This window comes from Microbacterium sp. Leaf320, from assembly GCF_001423485.1.
Taxonomy (GTDB): Bacteria; Actinomycetota; Actinomycetes; order Actinomycetales; family Microbacteriaceae; genus Microbacterium.
Map to the genome: position 1 here is coordinate 131,564 of NZ_LMOD01000001.1, position 19,911 is coordinate 151,474.

Sequence of the window (19,911 nt, forward strand, 5' to 3'; positions counted from 1 at the left end):
GCACGAAGGAGCCCATCATGGCCGGCCCCCGCCACGACCACTCGCTGTACCGCGATCGCGACACCGTCCCGGTGCGCCGCGCACTCGTCTCGGTCAGCGACAAGACCGATCTGCTCGTGCTCGCCAAGTCCCTGTCGGAGGCGGGCGTGCAGATCGTCTCGACCGGTTCGACCGCGTCGACCATCCGCGAGGCCGGGTTCGAGGTGACGGACGTCGCCGCCGTCACCGGCGTCGCCGAGATGCTCGACGGCCGCGTGAAGACGCTGCACCCGAAGATCCACGGCGGTCTGCTCGCCGACCTGCGTCTCGAGGACCACGAGCGCCAGCTCGCCGACCTCGACATCGCTCCGTTCGAGCTCGTCGTCGTGAACCTCTACCCGTTCGTCGAGACGGTCGCCTCGGGTGCCGAGGGCGACGACGTCGTCGAGCAGATCGACATCGGCGGGCCCGCCATGGTGCGCGCTGCGGCCAAGAACCACGCGAACGTCGCGATCGTCGTGTCGCCGCAGTCGTACGGCGGCATCATCAGCGCCATCGAGAACGGCGGCACCACGCTGACGCAGCGCCGCGAGCTCGCAGCGCGCGCGTTCGCGCACACGGCCGCGTACGACACGGCGGTGGCCTCCTGGTTCGCGGAGGGCACGCTCGGTGAGGGGGAGGACCTGCCCACCCACCTGACGATCCAGGCCGAGCTTCTCAACACGCTGCGCTACGGCGAGAACTCGCACCAGCGCGGCGCGATCTACACCCGTGTCGGCGGCCATGGCATCGCTCAGGCGACGCAGCTGCAGGGCAAGGAGATGTCTTACAACAACTACGTCGATGCGGATGCCGCGCTGCGCGCCGCGTACGACATGGTCAAGCCCGCCGTCGCGATCATCAAGCACGCGAACCCCTGCGGCATCGCGACCACCGCTCCCAACGCCCTCGACCCGATCGCGAGCGCGCACATCCGCGCCCACGAGTGCGACCCGGTGTCGGCGTACGGCGGAGTCATCGCCGCGAACGGCACGGTGACGCTCAAGATGGCCGAGAACCTGAAGGACATCTTCACCGAGGTGATCGTCGCGCCGTCGTTCGAGCCGGCAGCCCTCGAGGTCTTCAAGGCGAAGAAGAACCTGCGTCTGCTGCAGCTGCCCGAGGACTGGCAGCAGGAGCGCATGGACGTGCGCCTGGTCTCCGGCGGCCTGCTGCTGCAGGATGCCGACCGGTTCCCCGACGACATCGTCTCGGTCGCGAAGAACTGGGAGCTCGTCTCGGGTGAGCGTCCGAGCGACGAGGAGATGGAGAACCTGATCTTCGCGTGGAAGGCGTGCCGCGCCGTGAAGTCGAACGCGATCGTCCTCGCGAAGGACAACGCCACGGTCGGCGTCGGCATGGGCCAGGTCAACCGCGTCGATTCGTGCCGCCTCGCGGTCGAGCGCGCAGGCGACCGGGCCGCAGGCTCCGTCGCGGCATCCGATGCGTTCTTCCCGTTCGCCGACGGCGCCCAGGTGCTGATCGATGCGGGCGTCACGGCCATCGTGCAGCCCGGCGGATCGGTGCGCGATGAAGAGGTCGTGGACGCTGCGCGCAAGGCCGGCGTCACGATGTTCTTCACCGGAGAGCGTCACTTCTTCCACTGAGTCGCGCTCCATCCGGAGGCCGATAGTCGACGAGGCCCCCTCCCGCTGTGCTCAGTGGGAGGGGTCTCGTCATATTCGGTATCGGTTCCCTCCGAGAGCGGGGAGCGAGTGCTCCACTGCGATGTCCGATTTCCGCCAGTCGAGGTCGGAGGTGCATGACAGAGTGGAGGCATGAGCTTCCCCGTGACCGACTTCGACGAGCGGTATCGCGCGATCAGCGCGCGTGACACCCGCTTCGACGGCCAGTTCGTGACAGCCGTCAGCTCCACCGGCATCTACTGCCGTCCGAGCTGCCCCGCGCGCACGCCCAAGCCGCAGAACGTCACGTTCTATCCGACCAGTGCCGCGGCCCACGAAGCCGGGTTCCGCGCCTGCAAGCGCTGCCTCCCTGAGGCGGCTCCCGGTTCGCCGGCGTGGGATGTGCGCAGCGACGTCGCCGCCCGCGCGATGCGCCTGATCGCCTCTGGCGTGGTCGAGCGGGAGGGAGTGTCGGGTCTCGCGCAGCGCCTCGGATACTCCACGCGCCACCTCACCCGGCTGCTGTCCACCGAGCTCGGCGCAGGCCCTCTCGCCCTCGCCAGGGCGCACCGCGCTCACACCGCGCGGATGCTGCTGGTCGGCACGGAGATGCCCGTCTCCGACGTCGCCTTCTCGGCGGGGTTCGCGAGCATCCGACAGTGCAACGACACGATCCGCGAGGTGTTCGGGCTGACCCCGGGTGAGCTCAGGGCTCGGCGGCGGATGCCGGCGTCCGCCGCCCCTGGGTCGATCGACCTCGTCCTGCCGTACCGGGGGCCACTCGACGCATCCGGGATCTTCCAGTGGATGGCCGCGCGAGCGGTGTCGGGGGTCGAAGAGGTGACGGCGACGTCATTCTCGCGGCACCTGCGGATGGCCGGAGGTCCCGCCTGGTTCGAGGTGCGGCAGGAGCCCTCCACGCGCCTACATCTGCGCGCACGCGTGACAGAGCTCGGCGACCTCGCCCCGCTCGTCTCCACTGCGCGACGCATCTTCGATCTCGACGCCGACCCGCTCGCTGTCGACGAGGCGCTGAGCGCGCATCCCGAGGTCGCTCCCCTTGTCGCCCGCACACCCGGCATCCGCGTGCCCGGGGCCGCGGATCCGCACGAAATGCTGATCCGAGCGATGATCGGCCAGCAGATCACCGTCGTCGCCGCACGGACGGCACTCACGGCTCTCACCGACGCGTTGGGGGAGCGAACCGAGCACGGTCTGCTGTTCCCCACGATGTCGGCGATCGCCGAGCACGGGGCCGAGGTGCTCCGAGGACCTGGTGCGCGCATCCGTGCGATCGTCGGGGCAGCATCCGCCCTCTCCGACGGCTCGCTCACCCTCACCGTCGGAGACGACGGTGCCCAGCAGCGGGCGGCGCTCCTCGCGATGCCGGGTATCGGGCCGTGGACGGCCGACTACGTGCGGATGCGCGTGCTCGGCGACCCCGACATCCTGCTCCCCGGCGATGTCGCGCTGCGCGCGGGGGCTGCGGCGTCGGGCCTCCCCGGCGATCCGGTGCCGCTGGTGGCCTGGGCCGAGCGCGCGGCGCCGTGGCGCAGCTATCTCAGCGCACACCTCTGGCGCGCAGCGCCGCCGCGACCCGTTCGACGGACGCGCGCGTCCCAGACCGCCACCCTTGTGAAGGAGACCTCATGAACGCCATCATCCAGACCATCGACACCCCGGACGGGCCGTTCACCATCCTTGCCGACGAGCGCCAGCGTGTGCTCGCCTCCGGGTGGACGGCCGATCAGGCGACGATCGTCGGCCGCCTCTCGACCCAGGGCCGACCGACGGAGGTGCGCGAACGCGACACTGATGCGGCAGCCGCGGCCCTCGCATTCTATGCAGGAGATCTCTCGGCGATCGACGGGGTCGCGGTGCTGCAGGCGGGTACACCCCTGCAGCTCGCCGGATGGTCGGCACTGCGGGAGATCGAGCCGGGGGAGCCGCTGACGTACACGTCGTTCGCCACACGCCTCGGGAATCCCCGTGCGGTCCGTGCTGCGGCGTCGATCTGCGCGCGCAACGCCCCGGCACTCTTCGTGCCGTGCCATCGCGTGCTGCGCACCGACGGCACGCTCGGCGGCTTCGCCTGGGGCCTCGGTGTGAAGGCGAGTCTGCTGGCGCGCGAAGCAGGAGATCGCTGAATCGGGAATCTCTCTTGCGGTCAGCTGGTTCACAGGAATAGGCTGGTGGGCTGTCGCACCGACCGGACGACATAGCCGAGCCCCTGAGGAGGACACCATGACATCGATCGCCGCTGTGCAGATCGCCGCTCTCGGCTCGACCCCGGTGCGCCCGCTCCGCTAGAGCCACTTTCCGACACGCACGACCTCACCGGATGCCGGACTCCGAGAGTCCGTTCGCGCGTCCGTTCCCTTCAGCAACCGCTTCCCCATACGAAACTCGTCTGAGAGACATGTCTTCCTCGCCTTCATCGCAGAACGCCTCACCGTCCTCCACTCTCTCCACTCCCGCCGCACTGTGGCGCCTGAAGCCCTTCGTCAAGCCGGTCATCTGGCGGCTCGCCGGCGGCGCCGCGAGTGCTTTGGTCGCCGCGATCATCGCCCTGATGATCCCGATCGTGCTCGAGCAGATCATCCGCGGACCCGTTCAGGCGGGGGCGCTCGAGGGCATCGCCTGGGGTGCGCTCGCCGTCTTCGGCCTCGCCCTCGGTGAGGCTCTGATGGTGTGGCTGCGTCGTCAGTTCGTGCTCAATCCCGCGACGCAGGTCGAGTACAAGATGCGCACCGAGCTGTACTCGCGCCTGCAGACCCTGCCGGTCTCGTTCCACGACCGCTGGCAGTCGGGTCAGCTGCTGAGCCGCATGATGCAGGACATCGGCCTCATCCGCCGGTGGCTGGCGTTCGGCCTCGTGCTGCTGGTGGTCAACATCCTCACGATCGTGATCGGCTCGGTGCTGCTGTTCCGCTGGCACTGGCTGCTGGGCGTCATCTTCATCGTGACCGCGATCCCGCTGTGGATCCGCGGCTACCTGTTCGAGAAGCGCTATGGCGCGCTGACCCGTCGCAGCCAGGACCAGGCCGGCGACCTCGCGACCAGCGTCGAGGAGAGCGTGCACGGCATCCGCGTGCTCAAGGCGTTCGGTCGCGGCAAGCACGCGCTCAGCCGCTTCAGCCGCCAGGCCGAGACGCTGCGAGAGACCGAGATGAGCAAGGCCGGCGCGATCGCGTCGATCTGGTTCTGGCTCGACCTCATGCCGCAGATCGCCTTCGGTCTGAGCCTGATGTCGGGCATCTGGCTGATCTCGCAGGGCGAGATCGACCAGGCGCAGCTGTTCGCGTTCTTCGCGATGGCGGTCGTGCTGCGGTGGCCGATCGAGTCGATCGGATTCCTGTTCTCGTTCATGCTCGACGCGCGTACGGCGACCGACCGCGTGTTCGACATCTATTCGGAGACGAACTCGATCACCGACCCCGAGAACCCCGTGCACATCGCGGAGCCCCGCGGCGAGCTCGCGTTCGAGGGCGCGCACTTCCGCTACCAGGACGCGGGAGCACACGAGCGCGACCTGCTCGACGGCATCGACCTGGTGCTGCGCCCCGGCGAGACCATGGCGCTCGTCGGCCTCACCGGCAGCGGCAAGACCACGCTGACCACGCTGCCCACGCGTCTGTACGACGTCACCGGCGGCCGCGTCACGCTCGATGGCGTCGACGTGCGCGACCTGCCGCTCGCCGAGCTGCGCCAGCACATCGCCATGGCCTTCGAGGACGCGACGCTGTTCTCGGCGACCGTACGCGAGAACGTGCTGCTCGGGCGAGCCGACCTCGACGTGCACAGCGATGAGGCCGAGCGCGTGCTGCGCGAAGCCCTCGACGTCGCCCAGGCGGCCTTCGTCGACTCGCTCCCCGAAGGCGTCGAGACGATCATCGGTGAAGAGGGTCTCAGCCTCTCCGGCGGTCAGCGTCAGCGCCTGGCGCTCGCGCGCGCCGTCGCGGCCAACCCGAAGGTGCTCGTCCTCGACGATCCGCTGTCAGCGCTCGATGTCGACACCGAGGCGCTCGTCGAAGAGGCGCTGCGTCATGTGCTGGCCGACACCACGGCCATGATCGTGGCACACCGCCCGTCGACCGTGGCTCTCGCCGACCGCGTGGCACTGCTCGAAGCGGGCCGTGTCACCGCCGTCGGCACCCATACCGAACTGCTCAAGACGAGCCGCCACTACCGGCACGTCATCTCGAGCCTCGAGGCGGAGGAGGCCGCGCGTACCGGCGCGATCCCGATCATCCGTGAGGAGGACGACGAGCCCGACGAGGTCGAGACCGTGGTCCGCGACGGGATCCGCGAGGAATCCGCCGACGAAGACATCATCACCGAGAAGGAGGTGCAGCGATGAGCTCCGCCATCACCGGAACGCAGGACGAAGACCGTTCCCGCTACACCAAAGAGGAGAGCAGGGCGATCCGTCGCCGGTCGCTGCACCTGCTGGGCTCGCTCGTCCAGCCCCTGAAGCCGAGGATCGCGCTCGCCGCGGTCGTGCTGGTGATCTCGACCGCACTGCAGGTGGCGGGACCCATCCTGATCAGCATCGGGCTCGACCGTGCGCTGCCCGCCGTGCTCGAGCGCGCCGACTGGATGCCGACCTTCATGATCGGGGGGATCTACCTCCTCGCCGGTGCTGTCGCGGCGGCGATGATCGCCTGGTACGTGATCATCGCGGCCAAGCTCACGCAGGCCGTGCTGCTGGACCTGCGCAAGAGGATCTTCCTGCACACCCAGCGCCTGAGCCTGGAGTTCCACGAGTCGTACACGTCCGGTCGCATCATCTCGCGTCAGACGAGTGACCTCGACTCGATCAAGGAGCTCCTCGACGGCGGCCTCAACGAGCTCGTATCGGGCGTTCTCTTCGGACTCTTCACCTTCATCGCCCTGTGTGTGTGGGACTGGCAGTCCGGGCTCATCCTGGCGATCGGCGGCATCCCGCTGTTCTTCCTGATGCGCTGGTTCTACTCGCGTTCGCAGCTGGTGTACCGCGAATCCCGCGTCATCAGCGCAAAGGTGATCGTGCAGTTCGTCGAGACCATGACGGGTATCCGTGCGGTCAAGGCTTTCCGCAAGGAGCCGCGCAACGACGCGGCCTTCCAGAAGATCGCGGGGGAGTACCGCGATGTGAACCGCCGCTCGATGCTGCTGTTCGGCACGTTCGAGCCCGGGCTGATGGGCGTCGCAGCCCTCGTCCTCGGCATCGTGGTGCTGTGGGGAGGCATTCGGGTGTCCGAGGGTGCCCTCACGGTCGGTGTGCTGCTGTCGGCGGTGCTGTACGTGCGCAACTTCTTCGCGCCGATGCAGGAGATCGCGATGTTCCTGAACTCCTACCAGTCGGCCACCGCGGCGCTCGAGAAGGTGTCGGGCGTGCTCGAGGAGGTGCCCACGGTTCCGGACCCCGAGAAGCCGGTGGATCTCTGGGAGTCCCGCGGGCACATCGAGTTCGACGAGGTGACGTTCGGATACAACGGTGAGAAGACGATCCTGCCGAACTTCTCGCTCGACATCCCCGCGGGGCAGACGATCGCCCTCGTCGGCACGACCGGCGCGGGCAAGTCGACCCTGGCGAAGCTCATCTCGCGGTTCTACGACCCCTCGATCGGAAAGGTGACGCTCGACGGCGTCGACCTGCGCAACCTGCATCCGAAGGATCTCCGCCGCGCCATCGTCATGGTGACGCAGGAGGCCTACCTGTTCAGCGGCACGGTCGCCGACAACATCGCGCTCGGAAAGCCCGACGCCTCGCTCGACGAGATCAGGGCGGCGGCCCGCGCGGTGGGTGCCGACGAGTTCATCTCGTCGCTGCCCGACGGCTACGGCACCGACGTGAACAAGCGCGGTGGTCGCGTCTCGGCGGGTCAGCGTCAGCTGATCTCGTTCGCCCGCGCCTTCCTCGCCGACCCTGCGGTGCTGATCCTCGACGAGGCCACGGCGTCGCTCGACATCCCGTCGGAGCGCCTGATCCAGGATGCTCTGCAGACGCTGCTGAAGGACCGCACGGCGATCATCATCGCGCACCGCCTGTCGACGGTCGCGATCGCCGATCGGGTGCTGGTCATGGAGCATGGGGAGATCATCGAGGACGACACACCCGAGACGCTGATCAGCGGCACGGGCAAGTTCGCCCAGCTGCACGCCGCCTGGCAGCAGACGCTGGTCTGAACGGGACGGGCCTACGAGCCCGTGCCTGATATCGAGGCCGCGACCGTCCATCGGTCGCGGCCTCGGTCATTCTTCGACGGCCGTCCTGTCGGGCCGCCGGAGCGGTGATGCGCCGGTCTGGGTAGCATCGGAGTATGGACCCGCTGCTGCTCGCCGTCGAGTTGTGGTGGATCGCGCCCGTCGCCGCGGGTGGAGCTGTCGCCGGCGCGGTCGGGCTCCGTCGCCGCAGCACGAAGAGCGGGCGCCGACTCGAGTACGACGCCGCCCGCCACGATCTCAAGGCCGCGCAGCAGGCGGTTGTCGAACGACGGATGGCCGTGAAACTGGCCAGAGCCGACGTCGCTCGCATCTCGGCCGAGCGCGGTGCGCGCCGCGCGACACCCGAACAGGTCGCCGGGGCGAAGAGGATGCTCCGTGCCAAGGAGCACGACGCGAAGGCCGCGAATGCCGACGTCCGTGCCAAGCAGGTTCGTCTCAGCGCCGCGCGTGCGGCGATCCCTGCGGCATCCGCACCGCGTCCGCTCGAACGGCTGCAGGCGCAGCATGACGCGATCGTCGTGCGTTGGATGCGGTACGAGACCGACGCCGGGCTCCAGATCGCCTACCCGGCCATGACCGACGTCAAGCAGCCGGCCACGGCCGAGTACCTCCGCGCTGCCGGGCACGCGGTCGAGGCCCGGAGGCTGGCCACCGGTCGCGTCAGCGCCACGGACTACGCCGCGTATCGCGATGCGGTGGCCGACCTCGAGCGCGCCTTCGAAGCCGCGGAGCATTCCGCGAGGGTCCAGGCGGGCGAGGCGCCGCAGCCGGCGTCGGCCTGGCAGGATGCCGCGCAGGACATGATCAGCCGCTCTGCTGACGCCATCGATCGTGCGGCGGGCGCCGCGGCATCCGCGCTCGCTGCCTGGAACGCACGCAAGCGGCCTGACGCCCGCAAGCGCCCCGACAAGCGCTGACCGCCGCCTCCGAGTAGGGCGACGGCGGCCGGTCGTGCTCTTCCGGAGTCAGGCGCCGATCGTGCGTGAGGCGATGAGCTCGCGGTACCAGCGGCCGGAGTCCTTCACCGTGCGCTCGAGCGTGTCGAAGTCGACGCGCACGATGCCGAACCGCTTGGCGTAGCCGTATCCCCATTCGAAGTTGTCGAGCAGCGACCACACGAAGTAGCCCCGCAGGTCGACGCCGCGTTCAAGTGCACGGTGCGCCGCGGTGAAGTGCCGCCGCAGGTAGTCGGTGCGCTCGGGATCGCGGACGGAGCCGTCTTCGGCGACCGCGTCATCGAACGCGGCGCCGTTCTCGGTGACCATCAGCGGCTGCCCGGGGAACTGCTCGGACAGCGAGACGAGCAGCTCCTCGAGCCCCTCGGGCGCGATGTTCCAGCCCATCGCGGTGTACGGCCCCGGCTGCTCGACGAACTCCACGAGTCGATCGCTTCCCGGCCACGCCGTTCCGCCTGCCGCGCCCTTGTGGCCGTCGTTCTGCTGCTTCTCCGAGACCCCGTCCCACAGCCGCACTGTCGCGGTGGAGTAGTAGTTCACGCCCAGCACGTCGATCGGTTGATTGGCGGTCGCGAGGTCTCCGTCGTGCACGAATGACCAGTCGGTGACCGACGCTGTGTCGTCGAGAAGATCGGGCGGGTACTCGCCGCGGAGCATCGGGTGCGTGAACGCCCGATTCGCCAGGGCGTCGATGCGCCTCACCGCCTCGTCCGCCCCGTCGCCCTGACCGCGGAGCACATGGAAGTTGAGCGTCACAGAGTAGTCAGGGTCGCCGGTCGACGTGGCGCGCAGCGCCTGCAGCGCGCGCCCGTGAGCGAGGTTGAGGTGATGGACCGCAGCGAGAGCGGATGCCGGTTCGTGGCGCCCCGGTGCGTGACCTCCCTGACCGTAGCCCAGGTAGGCCGAGCACCACGGCTCATTGAGCGTCGTCCAGGTCTGCACGCGATCGCCGAGCGCCGCGCCCATGATCGAGGCGTACTGCTCGAAAGCGTCGGTCGTGGCGCGAGAGGTCCACCCGCCGGCATCCTCGAGGTACTGCGGAAGATCCCAGTGATACAGGGTGGCCACCGGGCGGATGCCGCGTTCGAGCAGACCGTCGACCAACCGCGAATAGAAGTCGATCCCCGACTGGTTCACCGACCCATCGGCCGCCGGCACGATCCGCGGCCAGGCGATGGAGAACCGGTAGGCCTCGAGGCCCAGGTCCGCCATGAGGTCGAGGTCCTGATCGACGCGGTGGTAGTGGTCGCATGCGACGTCGCCCGTGTCGCCGTTCCACACCTTTCCGGGTGTTCGGCTGAAGGTGTCCCAGATCGACGGCGTCCGGCCGTCCTCGCCTGCTGCTCCTTCGATCTGGTACGACGCGGTCGCCGAGCCCAAGAGGAATCCCTCAGGGAGCAGGAGACCGCTGCCGCGGTAGTCATCGGCGGGGGTGAGAGTCATCCGGTCACCTCCGACAGATCTGCTGAGTACGTCTTCGACTCGCCATCAGGGCCTGTCACGGTCACGGTCGCGGTGCCTTCACCGCCGGCGAAGACACGCAGCTTCAGGCCGTCGTGATAGTCGTAATCGGGCTTGTCGGTGCGCGAACCCCACGGGAGCACAGTGCCGGGGCGCACGTAGAGCGGCAGCGATTCGAAGCCGTGCGTCTCACGGCGCCATCCGCCGCCCGTCACGGTCTCGCCCGTGAGAAGCGACGTCCATTCGCCCTCAGGCAGATAGAACTCGACGCTCCCGTCTTCCGAGAACACCGGGGCGACGAGCAGACTCGACCCGAGCATGTACTGCCGATCGAGGTAGCCGACCGCCGGATCGTCGGGGAACTCCAGCTGCATCGGTCGCATCAAGGGGATGCCTGTGCGTGAGGCGTCGATGCCCTGCTGATAGAGGTACGGCATGAGCTGCATCTTGAGGTGCGTGAAGCCCCTCGTCACGTCGACCGCCTCCTCATCGAACGCCCACGGAACGCGGTATGAGCTGGAGCCGTGGAACCGGGAATGCGAGCCCAGCAGGCCGAAGGCCGTCCAGCGCTTGAACACACCGGCATCCGGCGTCCCCTCGAATCCGCCGATGTCGTGACTCCAGAAGGCGAAGCCGCTGAGCGCCAGCGAGAGTCCGCCTCGCAGCGTCTCCGCCATCGAGGTGTACGTCGAGGTCGAGTCGCCGCCCCAGTGCACCGGCATGCTCTGTCCGCCGGCCGTCGCCGAACGGGCGAAGAGCACCGCATCGTCCGCCCCGCGTGCACCGGTCAGAACGTCGTGCACCGCCCGGTTGTACAGGTCGGTGTACAGATTGTGCATCCGCTCGGGGTCCGAGCCGTCCGCCCAGACGACTTCTGTGGGGATGCGTTCACCGAAGTCGGTTTTGAAGCAGTCGACGCCCTGGTCGAGCAGCCGACGAAGGTGCCCCTGGTACCAGGCCGTCGCAGCCGGGTTCGTGAAGTCGACGAGTCCCATCCCCGCCTGCCAGAGGTCCCACTGCCAGACGGTGCCATCGGGCCGCTTGACCAGGAATCCCTGATCGGCGGCCTCGCGGAACAGGGGCGAGCGCTGCGCGATGTACGGGTTGATCCACACGCAGACCCGCAGATCCTTCTCGTGCAGCCGCGAGAGCATGCCCTCGGGGTCGGGGAACACCCGCGGGTCCCATTCGAAGTCGCACCATTGGAACTCGCGCATCCAGAAGCAGTCGAAATGGAACACCGACACCGGCAGCTCGCGCGCCGCCATCTCGTCGATGAACGAGTTCACGGTCTGCTCGTCGTAGTCGGTCGTGAAGCTCGTCGACAGCCACAGGCCGTACGACCAGGCGGGCACCACCGGCGGTCGTCCGGTGAGGGCCGTATAGCGCCCGAGCACCTCTTTGGGGGTGGGGCCCGCGATGACGAAGTACTCGAGCACTTCGCCCGACACCGAGAACTGCACGCGCTCGACGGACTCCGAGCCGATCTCGTAAGAGACATGACCGGGGTCGTTCACGAGCACGCCGTAGCCGCGATTCGACAGGTGGAACGGGATGCTCTTGTATGCCTGCTCGCTGGAGGTTCCGCCGTCGGCGTTCCAGATGTCGACAGACTGGCCGTTCTTCACCAGCGGACCGAAGCGCTCGCCGAGGCCGTAGATCAGCTCGCCGACTCCGAGGTCGAGCTGCTCGTGCACGAAGACGGATCCGTTCGGGGTCGAACCGCCCTGTCGGGCATTGTCGACGATGCCGGCGTCGACCTGCGCGTCCGGGGCGAGTCGCACGTATCCCTGGGCCTTGTGTCCACTTCCGGTCACGCGTCTGCCGTCGACCTCGAATGCGAGGCCCCAGGGCGCACCCGGCGTGATCCGTGCGACGAGCGAACCGGCGTCGATGACGCCGCCCGCCTCTGTGATCGACACGGATGCCTCGCCGGATCCTGCTCCCGGGAGGCCGAACCCCCCATGCCAGCGGCCACCCTCGTGGTGCGCGATGCGCACGCGCACGATCCCTTCCGCGGGGGAGGAGAGCGTCGTCGTCAGCACCGGGCGGTTCAGGGTGTCGCCGCGCTTGGCGATCACCATGGTGGGCGCCGTGATGACGATGCCTGGTCCGTCGGGGGTGTCGCTGGTCTCGGTGATGTCGTAGGCCTCCTGCGCGTAGAGCGCGGTGACGCCTGGACGCAGTTGCCAGAACCCGTCGGTGAACTTCATTACTTGACTGCTCCTGCCGTGATGCCGCGTGTGAGGGTGCGCTGGAAGATGAGGAAGAAGATGAGCGTGGGGATGATGCCGAGCAGCGCTGAGGCGCTCGTCGTGGTGACGTCCATCAGCCGGTCGCCCTGCAGCACGCTGATCGCGACGGGCACCGTCTGGTTCGCGTTCGAGGCGAGGAACGTCAGCGGGATTAGGAACTCGTTCCACGTCCAGATGAAGAAGAAGATCAGCAGCACCGACAGCGTCGGACGGCTGATGGGGAAGACGACGCGCCAGAGGATCTGCCAGCGGCTCGCTCCGTCGAGGGATGCCGCTTCGAGGATCTCCTTCGGGAACGTGCCGTAGACCGACGACAGCAGGTAGGTACCGAAGGCCGCCTGGATCACGGTGAAGACGATGATGACCGACCACACGTTGTCGTACAGGCCGACGGATTTGAACATGTAGTACAGCGGGTAGAGCAGCGCCTCCTGCGGGAGCAGGTTCGCGAGCAGGAACAGCAGCACGATCCAGCTGCGTCCGCGCACACGGCCGATGCCGATCGCGAAGGCGTTCAGCATCGAGATCACCACGGCGAGCACCGAGACGATGCCGGCGATGAAGATCGAGTTCCAGACCTTCTCGGGGAAGTTCACGCGCTCCCAGAACTTGATGATCCCGCCGAAGTCGAGCGTCTCGGGGAACGCCAGAGGACCGGACGTCGCATAGTCGACGGGTGACTTGAAGGAGTTCACGAGCACGAGGTAGAAGGGCGCGATGACCAGGAGGGCGCCGATCACGACGAGGGCGAGCATCAGCCAGTCGATCGGACGCTTCTTGGTCATCCCGCCGCGGGGACGGGTCTTGGACGGCTTTCCGGTGACGATGGCGGTGGTGGCGTGCATCACAGACCTGCCCTTTCCTTGCGCTCGAGGGAGTTCTGGACGCGGATGAAGATGATCGACACGATCACCACGACGATGGTCAGCACCGTCGCGATCGTCGCGCCGTAGCCCACGTTCCGCTTGGTGAAGAACTCCTGGTACGCGTAATAGGCAGGGACGAGCGTCGCGCCGGCCGGGCCGCCGCGCGTGATGATGTACACGGGCCCGAAGACTTTCAGTGCGGCGATCGTGCAGGTCAGCGTCACGACGAAGATCTCGGGGCGGATGATGCTCATCGTGATCGAGGAGAACCGCTGGAACCAGTTCGCGCCGTCGAGCTCGGCCGCCTCGTAGAGTTCGGGGTCCACCCGCTGCAGCGCCGCCATGAAGACGACGACGGGGTAGCCGAGCTGCACCCACACCATGACGACCATCAGCACGATGAGGGCTGAGGGCATCTGGCCGAGCCAGTCGTAGGCGGGGATGCCGAACCACGCGAGGATCTGGTTGAGCGCGCCGTCGCCGCCGGGACGGACGATCCAGCCGATCACGATGCCGGCGACCGCGATGGGGAGGATCTGCGGGAGGTAGTACGTGGCACGCAGGAAGCTGCCGACCTTGCCGCCGAACTTGCGCCCGACCACGTCGAAGAGCAGGGCGGCGACGATCAGGCCCACGATGGTCGGGACGACGACCATCGCGATGATCATCCACACCGAGTTCGTGAACGATGTCCAGAAGTCGCTGTCGGTGAGGATCTTCTGCCAGTTCTCGAGACCGATGAACTCCGGCGTGCGCACGCCCTTCCACTTGGTGAAGGTCAGGTACACGTTCCAGATCAGCGGGACGATGACGACGACGAGCAGCAGCACGAAGCCGGGCAGCAGATACATCCAGTAGGCCCCGGTCCCGCCGCTGCGCTGCGGGATGGACGGCTCTTCGGGCGGCAGCTTCGCGCGGCCCTCGCGGCGTGTTACGAGTGACATTGTTCACCTCCAGGAGGATGCGGGGGCGGAGCCGTGCGGCCGCCGCCCCCGCGAGTGGATCAACGGAATTCCGAGGTGCCCTCGTCGTACTGCTCGCCGAGGTTCTTGTTCGTGGTCTCGGCGTCCTGCGAACCGGTGATCAGACCCTGCAGCTCCTGCACGATCACGTCGTAGAAGCCGGGGGCGGGCCAGTCCGGGTAGAACGAGAGCCCATCGGCATCGAGCACGCCGTTGAAGGTCTCGATCAGGGCTGCGCTCTTCTCGTCGGTGATGTCCGCGGTCTCTGCGGCGACGGGAAGGCCACCGTTGTTGCCGATGATCGCCTGGATCTCCGGGCGCATCGTGATGTCGATGAACTCATAGGCGAGTTCCTTGTTCGCAGCGTTCTCGGGGACGACCCAGAGGTTGCCGGATGAGCCGAGCGACAGATCCGCCCCGGGGAAGGCCTCCATCGTCCAGTCGAAGCCCGTGGCTTCCGAGACGAAGCGACCGAACCACCACGAACCCGACACGAAGATCGGTGAAGTGCCGTTGATGAACGAGACGCCGGCGTCTTCGGCTTTCACCGACGAGACGTCCGAGGCGATGTATCCCTTATCCATGTACTCCTGGAGAGTCTCGGTCGCCGAGGTGACCTCGGGGCCCTGCCAGTCGACCTCTCCGTCGTAGAGCTGGTACGAATCGACGAAGCCGCGGTCGCCCTCGAGCAGCGCGAGCTGATACCAGAGCTGGCCGAGGGGATACTCTGCGCCCGCCTCCGCGAGCGGTGTGACGCCCTGCGCGACGAATGCGTCGAGCACGTCGACGAACTCCTCGTAGGTGGTGGGAATCTCGAGTCCTGCCGCAGCGAATGCGTCCTGGTTGTAGTAGACGCCGACGAACTCGCCGTAGTTCGGGATGCCGAACCAGGTGTCGCCGCCCATGACGCCGTCTTCCGAGTACTTCGCCGTGGTCTGCAGCGACGGCGCGAGCTTCTCGTCCCAGCCGTACTCGTCGACAGCGTCTGAGATGTCGGCGATCAGTCCGGTGGAGGCGAGGAAGCCGGCTGTCGCGTTGCCCTTGTTGAACTCCATGAGGTCGGGTGCGGCGTCGGTGTCGAGCACCTGGCTGGCGGTCTTCTGGATCTGTTCGAAGGACTTCTCCTCGAACTCGACCGTCGCTCCGGTCTCCTCCTCGAAGATGGCGATCGCCTCGGCCCAGGCCTTGCCCATCGCGCTGTCAGCGCCCTCGTAGTGCCAGAGCTTGAGGGTCTGCCCGTCACCGCCCTCGTCGGACGATCCGGTGGTGCAGCCGCTCAGCGCGATACCGGTCACGGTGAGGGCGGCGAGAGCCGCCAACGTCTTCGTCCTGCGGATGTTGCGTGCCATCGTCGGCACTCCTTTCTCGGTGGCCCTGGGGGCGGACACATCGGTGGGTCGGGTGTTCAGTTATGAGGACGACGTCGTCGAAGCGTTTCGACAACGGCGGTGCGGAAGTCTGTTCCGTCCGCGGTCACTCGCGTGCGCGAGTCACGGAACCGGCGGGGTGATACTCGGGAGGGATGAGATGGATCTGCGCGGGCATGCCCGGCTCCTCGAGGTGTCTGACGGCGAGATCCACCGCGAGTTCGCACGACTGCTGCGGCACGAGCGGGATGGTGTCTATCGGCACCGGGAGAGCCGAGGTATCGAAGGACGCCGCTGCGGAGATCACCGAGACGTCCTCCCCGACGTTCAGTCCGCGGGCGGAGAGAGTCTCGAGAAGCGTTTCATGCACGTCGCCGACGGCGTGGACGATGAACGCGCGGTCGCCTCGATCGAGCGCCTGCACGACAGCGGCGCGTACCGCCGATGCTTCAGTCGTGGTCAGTCCGGTCGTCGCCCACTCGAGGGTGAGGCCTCGCTCGCTCGTGCGGCTCTGCACTCCACGCAGGAGGCGACGGGGGAAGTTCGACTTACGATAGGAGACCTCGGTCTGCCCGAGCAGCGTGACGGCGGTGTGGCCGGCATCCGCGAGCCGATCCACGGCGAGGTGTCCCGCAGCCTCGAAGTCGAGGTCGACGCATGTGAGGCCCTGCGCGTCGTCAGGGATCCCGATGAAGACCGAGGGGGAGTGCACCGAACGGGCGATGTCGGCCCGCTCGTCGTCCGGGGCGACGTCGAGCACGAGGATGGCGTCGACGAGGTTGCTCGCGGCCACGCGATTCATGCCCTCAGACGCCTGCTCATCGGTGAGCAGGAGGATGTCGTAGCCGCGGCGACGAGCAGCGACGGCGGTCGCGAGCACGAAGGCCATGTGCGTCGGTGCGTGCGTGTCGGCGCGCAGCGGCTCGGTCAGGCCGAAGATGTGAGTGCGGCGTCCTGCGAGCATCCGTGCTCCCGCATCCGGCTCGTAGCCCAGTGTCTGCACCGCGTCCTCGATGCGGCGTCGGGTCTTCTCCGACACTGGTCGCTTGCCGCTCAGCGCATAGGAGACCGTGCTGATCGATACGCCGGCGGCCTCGGCCACCTGGTGGATCGTCGTCATCAGGACTCCATCGTCGCTTGTCGTGTGAATCGTCGAAGCGTTTCGCTTGCGCCTCTGGAGCGATGATAGGCACTCCTGCTCGCCGAAAGCAAGACTTTTGTGGTTGATCACAACAAATCGAGGATCGGTAGCGCGGGAGCGTTCCCACGAAAGACCGGACAGGGCGACGGGGCCTCGATGGGGGAGGGGATTCGAGACCCCGCCGCCGGTCTACGAAGTGATGCGGATCTGGGCGATGACTTCCGAGTACTCGGTCTCGCCGACCGGCGTGAACCCGACGCGCAGGAAGAACGCCTCCGGGCCGTCTTCGCCGGCCTCATAGATGACGTTGACGTGATCGAAGTCGCGGGCACGGGCCTCTTCGAGGAGGCTCTCCACCGCGAAGCGCCCGACGCCCTTGCCCTGGCCCTCGGCATCGACGTTGATACGCCACAGGACCGAGCGGAAGTGCTCCTCGGGAGCCTCCGCATCGAAGTTGGCGCTGACGAACCCGACGACGTGGTCGCCGTCGAGCACGACCCGCTGCCAGGAGGTCTGCGGATTGATGACGGTCGCCGCGATGCCGTAGGACACCGGAGCGAGGAACTGCTCCTGTCCGGGCTTGAGCGACAGGTTGTTCACGGCGACGATCGTCGCAGCGGAGAGTTCGACCATGCGCAGTTCGGACATGAACACAGGCTAACCCCTCCCGAGGCATCCCACCCAGAAACAGGGAGTATTCGTCGGGTATGACCCGGAATGACGGAGTGCTGCGCGCCTCGGCATCGCCGGGCGCCCACGCGCCCGGGGGTGCTCAGGTATCTTGGTATCGAGACAAATATGCCCTCGCGAACGGAGAACCTCCTGGTGACCGACGACGCCATCATCTACACCTACACGGACGAGGCACCGGCACTCGCCACCGCTTCCTTCCTGCCGATCATCAAGGCCTACACGGGTCAGGCGGGCATCGAGGTCGAGACCCGCGACATCTCGCTCGGCGGCCGCATCCTCGCGGCGTTCCCGCAGAAGCTCACGCCCGAGCAGCAGGTCGGCGATTCGCTCGCCGAACTCGGTGGCCTCGCCACGCTGCCCGAGGCGAACATCATCAAGCTTCCGAACATCTCGGCCTCGATTCCGCAGCTCAAGGGCGCGATCGCCGAACTGCAGTCGCAGGGGTACGACATCCCCGACTTCCCCGACGAGCCGTCCTCGCTCGAGGAGAAGGACGTCCGGGCGCGTTACGACCGCATCAAGGGATCCGCGGTCAACCCGGTGCTCCGTGAGGGCAACAGCGACCGCCGCGCCCCCTTGGCCGTGAAGAACTACGCCAAGAAGCACCCGCACCGCAACAAGCCGTTCGCGGAAGGGTCCAAGACCCGCGTGGCGACGCTCGGTCACGACGACTTCAAGCACAACGAGCGCTCCTGGGTCGCCGCACACGACGACGTCCTGAGCTTCCGCCACACCGCCGCTGACGGCACCGTGACGGTCCTGAAGGAGGGGCTGAAGGTCCTGCCGCGCGAGATCATCGATGCCACGTTCCTGTCGGCCGCGCACCTCGATGCCTTCCTCGCCGAGACGCTGGAGACGGCCAAGAACGACGACATCCTGTACTCGGTGCACCTCAAGGCCACGATGATGAAGGTCAGCGACCCGATCATCTTCGGTCACGTCGTTCGCACCTTCTTCAAGGACGTGTTCGCGCAGTACGGCGACAAGCTCGCCGCTGCGGGTCTGAACGCCAATGACGGTCTCGGCTCGATCCTCGCGGGCCTCGGCGACATCGCCGGTGGCGACGAGATCGCCGCCGCGTTCGACAAGGCGATCGCCGAGGGACCGCGCCTGTCGTACGTGAACTCCGACAAGGGCACCACGAACCTGCACGTTCCGAGCGATGTGATCGTGGATGCCTCGATGCCCGCGCTCGTGCGCAACGGCGGCAAGCTGTGGGGCAAGGACGGCGGCGAGGCCGACACGCTCGCGGTCATCCCCGATTCCTCGTACGCGAGCGTCTACCAGGCGGTCATCGACGACGTGATCGCGAACGGCCCGCTCGATCCCGCCACGATCGGAACGGTCCCGAACGTGGGCCTCATGGCGCAGGCAGCCGAAGAGTACGGTAGCCACGACAAGACGTTCGAGATCGCCGCCGCGGGCACCGTCCAGGTGCTCGACAGCGAGGGCACCGTGCTGATCGAGCACGAGGTCGGCGCCGGCGACATCTGGCGCGCCACCCAGACCAAGCACATCCCTGTCATGGACTGGGTGAGGCTGGCCGTCTCCCGTGCTCGTGCGACCGGCGACCCCGCCGTGTTCTGGCTCGACGCCAACCGTTCGCACGACGCGCAGATCATCGCCAAGGTGCACCAGGGACTCGCCACGCTCGACATCAAGGGCCTGACGATCACGATCCTCGCCCCCGAAGAGGCCACGCGCTATACGCTCGCGCGCATGCGTCACGGCCTCGACACCATCTCGGTGACCGGAAACGTGCTGCGTGACTACCTGACCGACCTGTTCCCGATCCTCGAGGTCGGCACGAGTGCCAAGATGCTCTCGATCGTGCCGCTGCTCGCGGGCGGCGGCCTGTTCGAGACCGGCGCCGGCGGATCCGCTCCCAAGCACGTGCAGCAGCTCGTCGAGGAGAATTACCTGCGCTGGGATTCGCTGGGCGAGTTCTTCGCTCTCGCCGCGTCGCTCGAGCATTTCGCCGACCGCACCGGCAACGAGAAGGCGCGTGTCCTCGCGGAGACGCTCGACGCCGCAACCGGCACCTTCCTCGAAGAGGACCGTTCACCGGGTCGCGCACTCGGCACGATCGACAACCGCGGCAGCCACTTCTACCTGGGACTGTACTGGGCGCAGGAGCTGGCGACGCAGACGAAGGACGCCGACCTCGCAGCGGCGTTCGCTCCGATCGCCGCGACGCTCGCCGAGAACGAGGAGACGATTGTCTCCGAGCTCAACGCCGTGCAGGGCAAGGCCGTCGAGATCGGCGGGTACTACCGCCCCGACGACGCGCTCGTCACGGCCGTCATGCGCCCGTCCGCGACGCTGAACGGCATCGTCGACGCGCTGAGCTGACGACA

The 19,911-nt window shown here is 67.5% G+C and carries 14 protein-coding genes; 7 read left to right on the forward strand and 7 right to left on the reverse strand.

The window, feature by feature from the left end; all coding sequences use genetic code 11:
- The first annotated feature begins 17 nt into the window (after nucleotides 1-17).
- The 6 genes from purH to ASF63_RS00675 all read left to right on the forward strand — a co-directional run bounded on the left by purH (nucleotide 18) and on the right by ASF63_RS00675 (nucleotide 8,770).
- The gene (gene purH, locus ASF63_RS00650) at nucleotides 18-1,625 is read left to right on the forward strand and encodes a bifunctional phosphoribosylaminoimidazolecarboxamide formyltransferase/IMP cyclohydrolase (RefSeq protein WP_056508444.1); all 1,608 of its coding nucleotides are present in this window, start codon (nucleotides 18-20) and stop codon (nucleotides 1,623-1,625) included.
- A 171-nt stretch (nucleotides 1,626-1,796) separates the two neighbouring features.
- Nucleotides 1,797-3,296, forward strand: coding sequence for a DNA-3-methyladenine glycosylase 2 family protein (locus tag ASF63_RS00655; RefSeq protein ID WP_056508446.1), 1,500 nt, complete (start codon nucleotides 1,797-1,799; stop codon nucleotides 3,294-3,296).
- On the forward strand, nucleotides 3,293-3,790 hold the full coding sequence (locus ASF63_RS00660) for a methylated-DNA--[protein]-cysteine S-methyltransferase (protein ID WP_056508448.1): 498 nt from the start codon (nucleotides 3,293-3,295) through the stop codon (nucleotides 3,788-3,790). Before ASF63_RS00655 ends, ASF63_RS00660 begins: the two co-directional genes overlap by 4 nt.
- Before the next feature lie 272 nt (nucleotides 3,791-4,062).
- The gene (locus ASF63_RS00665; RefSeq protein WP_056508450.1) at nucleotides 4,063-6,003 is read left to right on the forward strand and encodes an ABC transporter ATP-binding protein; all 1,941 of its coding nucleotides are present in this window, start codon (nucleotides 4,063-4,065) and stop codon (nucleotides 6,001-6,003) included.
- Entirely contained in the window at nucleotides 6,000-7,814 is a 1,815-nt protein-coding gene (locus tag ASF63_RS00670) for an ABC transporter ATP-binding protein (protein ID WP_056508452.1), read from the forward strand. The genes ASF63_RS00665 and ASF63_RS00670 overlap by 4 nt, the downstream gene beginning before the upstream one ends.
- Nucleotides 7,815-7,948: 134 nt before the next feature.
- On the forward strand, nucleotides 7,949-8,770 hold the full coding sequence (locus ASF63_RS00675) for a hypothetical protein (RefSeq protein WP_056508454.1): 822 nt from the start codon (nucleotides 7,949-7,951) through the stop codon (nucleotides 8,768-8,770).
- 48 nt (nucleotides 8,771-8,818) lie between these two features.
- On the opposite strand, the gene ASF63_RS00680 is transcribed toward ASF63_RS00675, so the two are convergent.
- The 7 genes from ASF63_RS00680 to ASF63_RS00710 form a co-directional block, all read right to left on the reverse strand.
- Nucleotides 8,819-10,252 (reverse strand): GH1 family beta-glucosidase, encoded by a 1,434-nt coding sequence (locus tag ASF63_RS00680; protein WP_056508456.1) that lies wholly within the window; start codon nucleotides 10,250-10,252, stop codon nucleotides 8,819-8,821.
- Nucleotides 10,249-12,483: an alpha-xylosidase gene (gene yicI, locus ASF63_RS00685; RefSeq protein WP_056508457.1), complete on the reverse strand. Its 2,235-nt coding sequence runs from the start codon at nucleotides 12,481-12,483 to the stop codon at nucleotides 10,249-10,251. Before yicI ends, ASF63_RS00680 begins: the two co-directional genes overlap by 4 nt.
- Nucleotides 12,483-13,370: a carbohydrate ABC transporter permease gene (locus ASF63_RS00690; protein WP_082477760.1), complete on the reverse strand. Its 888-nt coding sequence runs from the start codon at nucleotides 13,368-13,370 to the stop codon at nucleotides 12,483-12,485. The genes yicI and ASF63_RS00690 overlap by 1 nt, the downstream gene beginning before the upstream one ends.
- Entirely contained in the window at nucleotides 13,370-14,335 is a 966-nt protein-coding gene (locus ASF63_RS00695) for a carbohydrate ABC transporter permease (RefSeq protein ID WP_056508459.1), read from the reverse strand. The genes ASF63_RS00690 and ASF63_RS00695 overlap by 1 nt, the downstream gene beginning before the upstream one ends.
- Before the next feature lie 59 nt (nucleotides 14,336-14,394).
- Nucleotides 14,395-15,702, reverse strand: coding sequence for an ABC transporter substrate-binding protein (locus ASF63_RS00700; protein WP_056508462.1), 1,308 nt, complete (start codon nucleotides 15,700-15,702; stop codon nucleotides 14,395-14,397).
- A 124-nt stretch (nucleotides 15,703-15,826) separates the two neighbouring features.
- Nucleotides 15,827-16,840, reverse strand: coding sequence for a LacI family DNA-binding transcriptional regulator (locus tag ASF63_RS00705; protein WP_056508465.1), 1,014 nt, complete (start codon nucleotides 16,838-16,840; stop codon nucleotides 15,827-15,829).
- 210 nt (nucleotides 16,841-17,050) lie between these two features.
- Nucleotides 17,051-17,509: a GNAT family N-acetyltransferase gene (locus ASF63_RS00710; protein ID WP_056309050.1), complete on the reverse strand. Its 459-nt coding sequence runs from the start codon at nucleotides 17,507-17,509 to the stop codon at nucleotides 17,051-17,053.
- A 177-nt stretch (nucleotides 17,510-17,686) separates the two neighbouring features.
- On the opposite strand from ASF63_RS00710, the gene ASF63_RS00715 reads away from it, so the two are divergent.
- Nucleotides 17,687-19,906, forward strand: coding sequence for an NADP-dependent isocitrate dehydrogenase (locus tag ASF63_RS00715; RefSeq protein WP_056510073.1), 2,220 nt, complete (start codon nucleotides 17,687-17,689; stop codon nucleotides 19,904-19,906).
- The last annotated feature ends 5 nt before the right edge of the window (nucleotides 19,907-19,911 follow it).

What these genes read in the sequence shown, in the direction of transcription:
- ASF63_RS00660 (WP_056508448.1), top strand. Translation starts at nt 3,293, where the DNA reads ATGAACGCCATCATCCAGACCATCGACACCCCGGACGGGCCGTTCACC.
- ASF63_RS00655 (WP_056508446.1), top strand. Translation starts at nt 1,797, where the DNA reads ATGAGCTTCCCCGTGACCGACTTCGACGAGCGGTATCGCGCGATCAGC.
- ASF63_RS00680 (WP_056508456.1), bottom strand. Translation starts at nt 10,252, where the DNA reads ATGACTCTCACCCCCGCCGATGACTACCGCGGCAGCGGTCTCCTGCTC.
- purH (WP_056508444.1), top strand. Translation starts at nt 18, where the DNA reads ATGGCCGGCCCCCGCCACGACCACTCGCTGTACCGCGATCGCGACACC.
- ASF63_RS00690 (WP_082477760.1), bottom strand. Translation starts at nt 13,370, where the DNA reads ATGCACGCCACCACCGCCATCGTCACCGGAAAGCCGTCCAAGACCCGT.
- ASF63_RS00670 (WP_056508452.1), top strand. Translation starts at nt 6,000, where the DNA reads ATGAGCTCCGCCATCACCGGAACGCAGGACGAAGACCGTTCCCGCTAC.
- ASF63_RS00705 (WP_056508465.1), bottom strand. Translation starts at nt 16,840, where the DNA reads ATGACGACGATCCACCAGGTGGCCGAGGCCGCCGGCGTATCGATCAGC.
- ASF63_RS00695 (WP_056508459.1), bottom strand. Translation starts at nt 14,335, where the DNA reads ATGTCACTCGTAACACGCCGCGAGGGCCGCGCGAAGCTGCCGCCCGAA.
- ASF63_RS00710 (WP_056309050.1), bottom strand. Translation starts at nt 17,509, where the DNA reads ATGTCCGAACTGCGCATGGTCGAACTCTCCGCTGCGACGATCGTCGCC.
- ASF63_RS00675 (WP_056508454.1), top strand. Translation starts at nt 7,949, where the DNA reads ATGGACCCGCTGCTGCTCGCCGTCGAGTTGTGGTGGATCGCGCCCGTC.
- ASF63_RS00700 (WP_056508462.1), bottom strand. Translation starts at nt 15,702, where the DNA reads ATGGCACGCAACATCCGCAGGACGAAGACGTTGGCGGCTCTCGCCGCC.
- ASF63_RS00665 (WP_056508450.1), top strand. Translation starts at nt 4,063, where the DNA reads ATGTCTTCCTCGCCTTCATCGCAGAACGCCTCACCGTCCTCCACTCTC.
- yicI (WP_056508457.1), bottom strand. Translation starts at nt 12,483, where the DNA reads ATGAAGTTCACCGACGGGTTCTGGCAACTGCGTCCAGGCGTCACCGCG.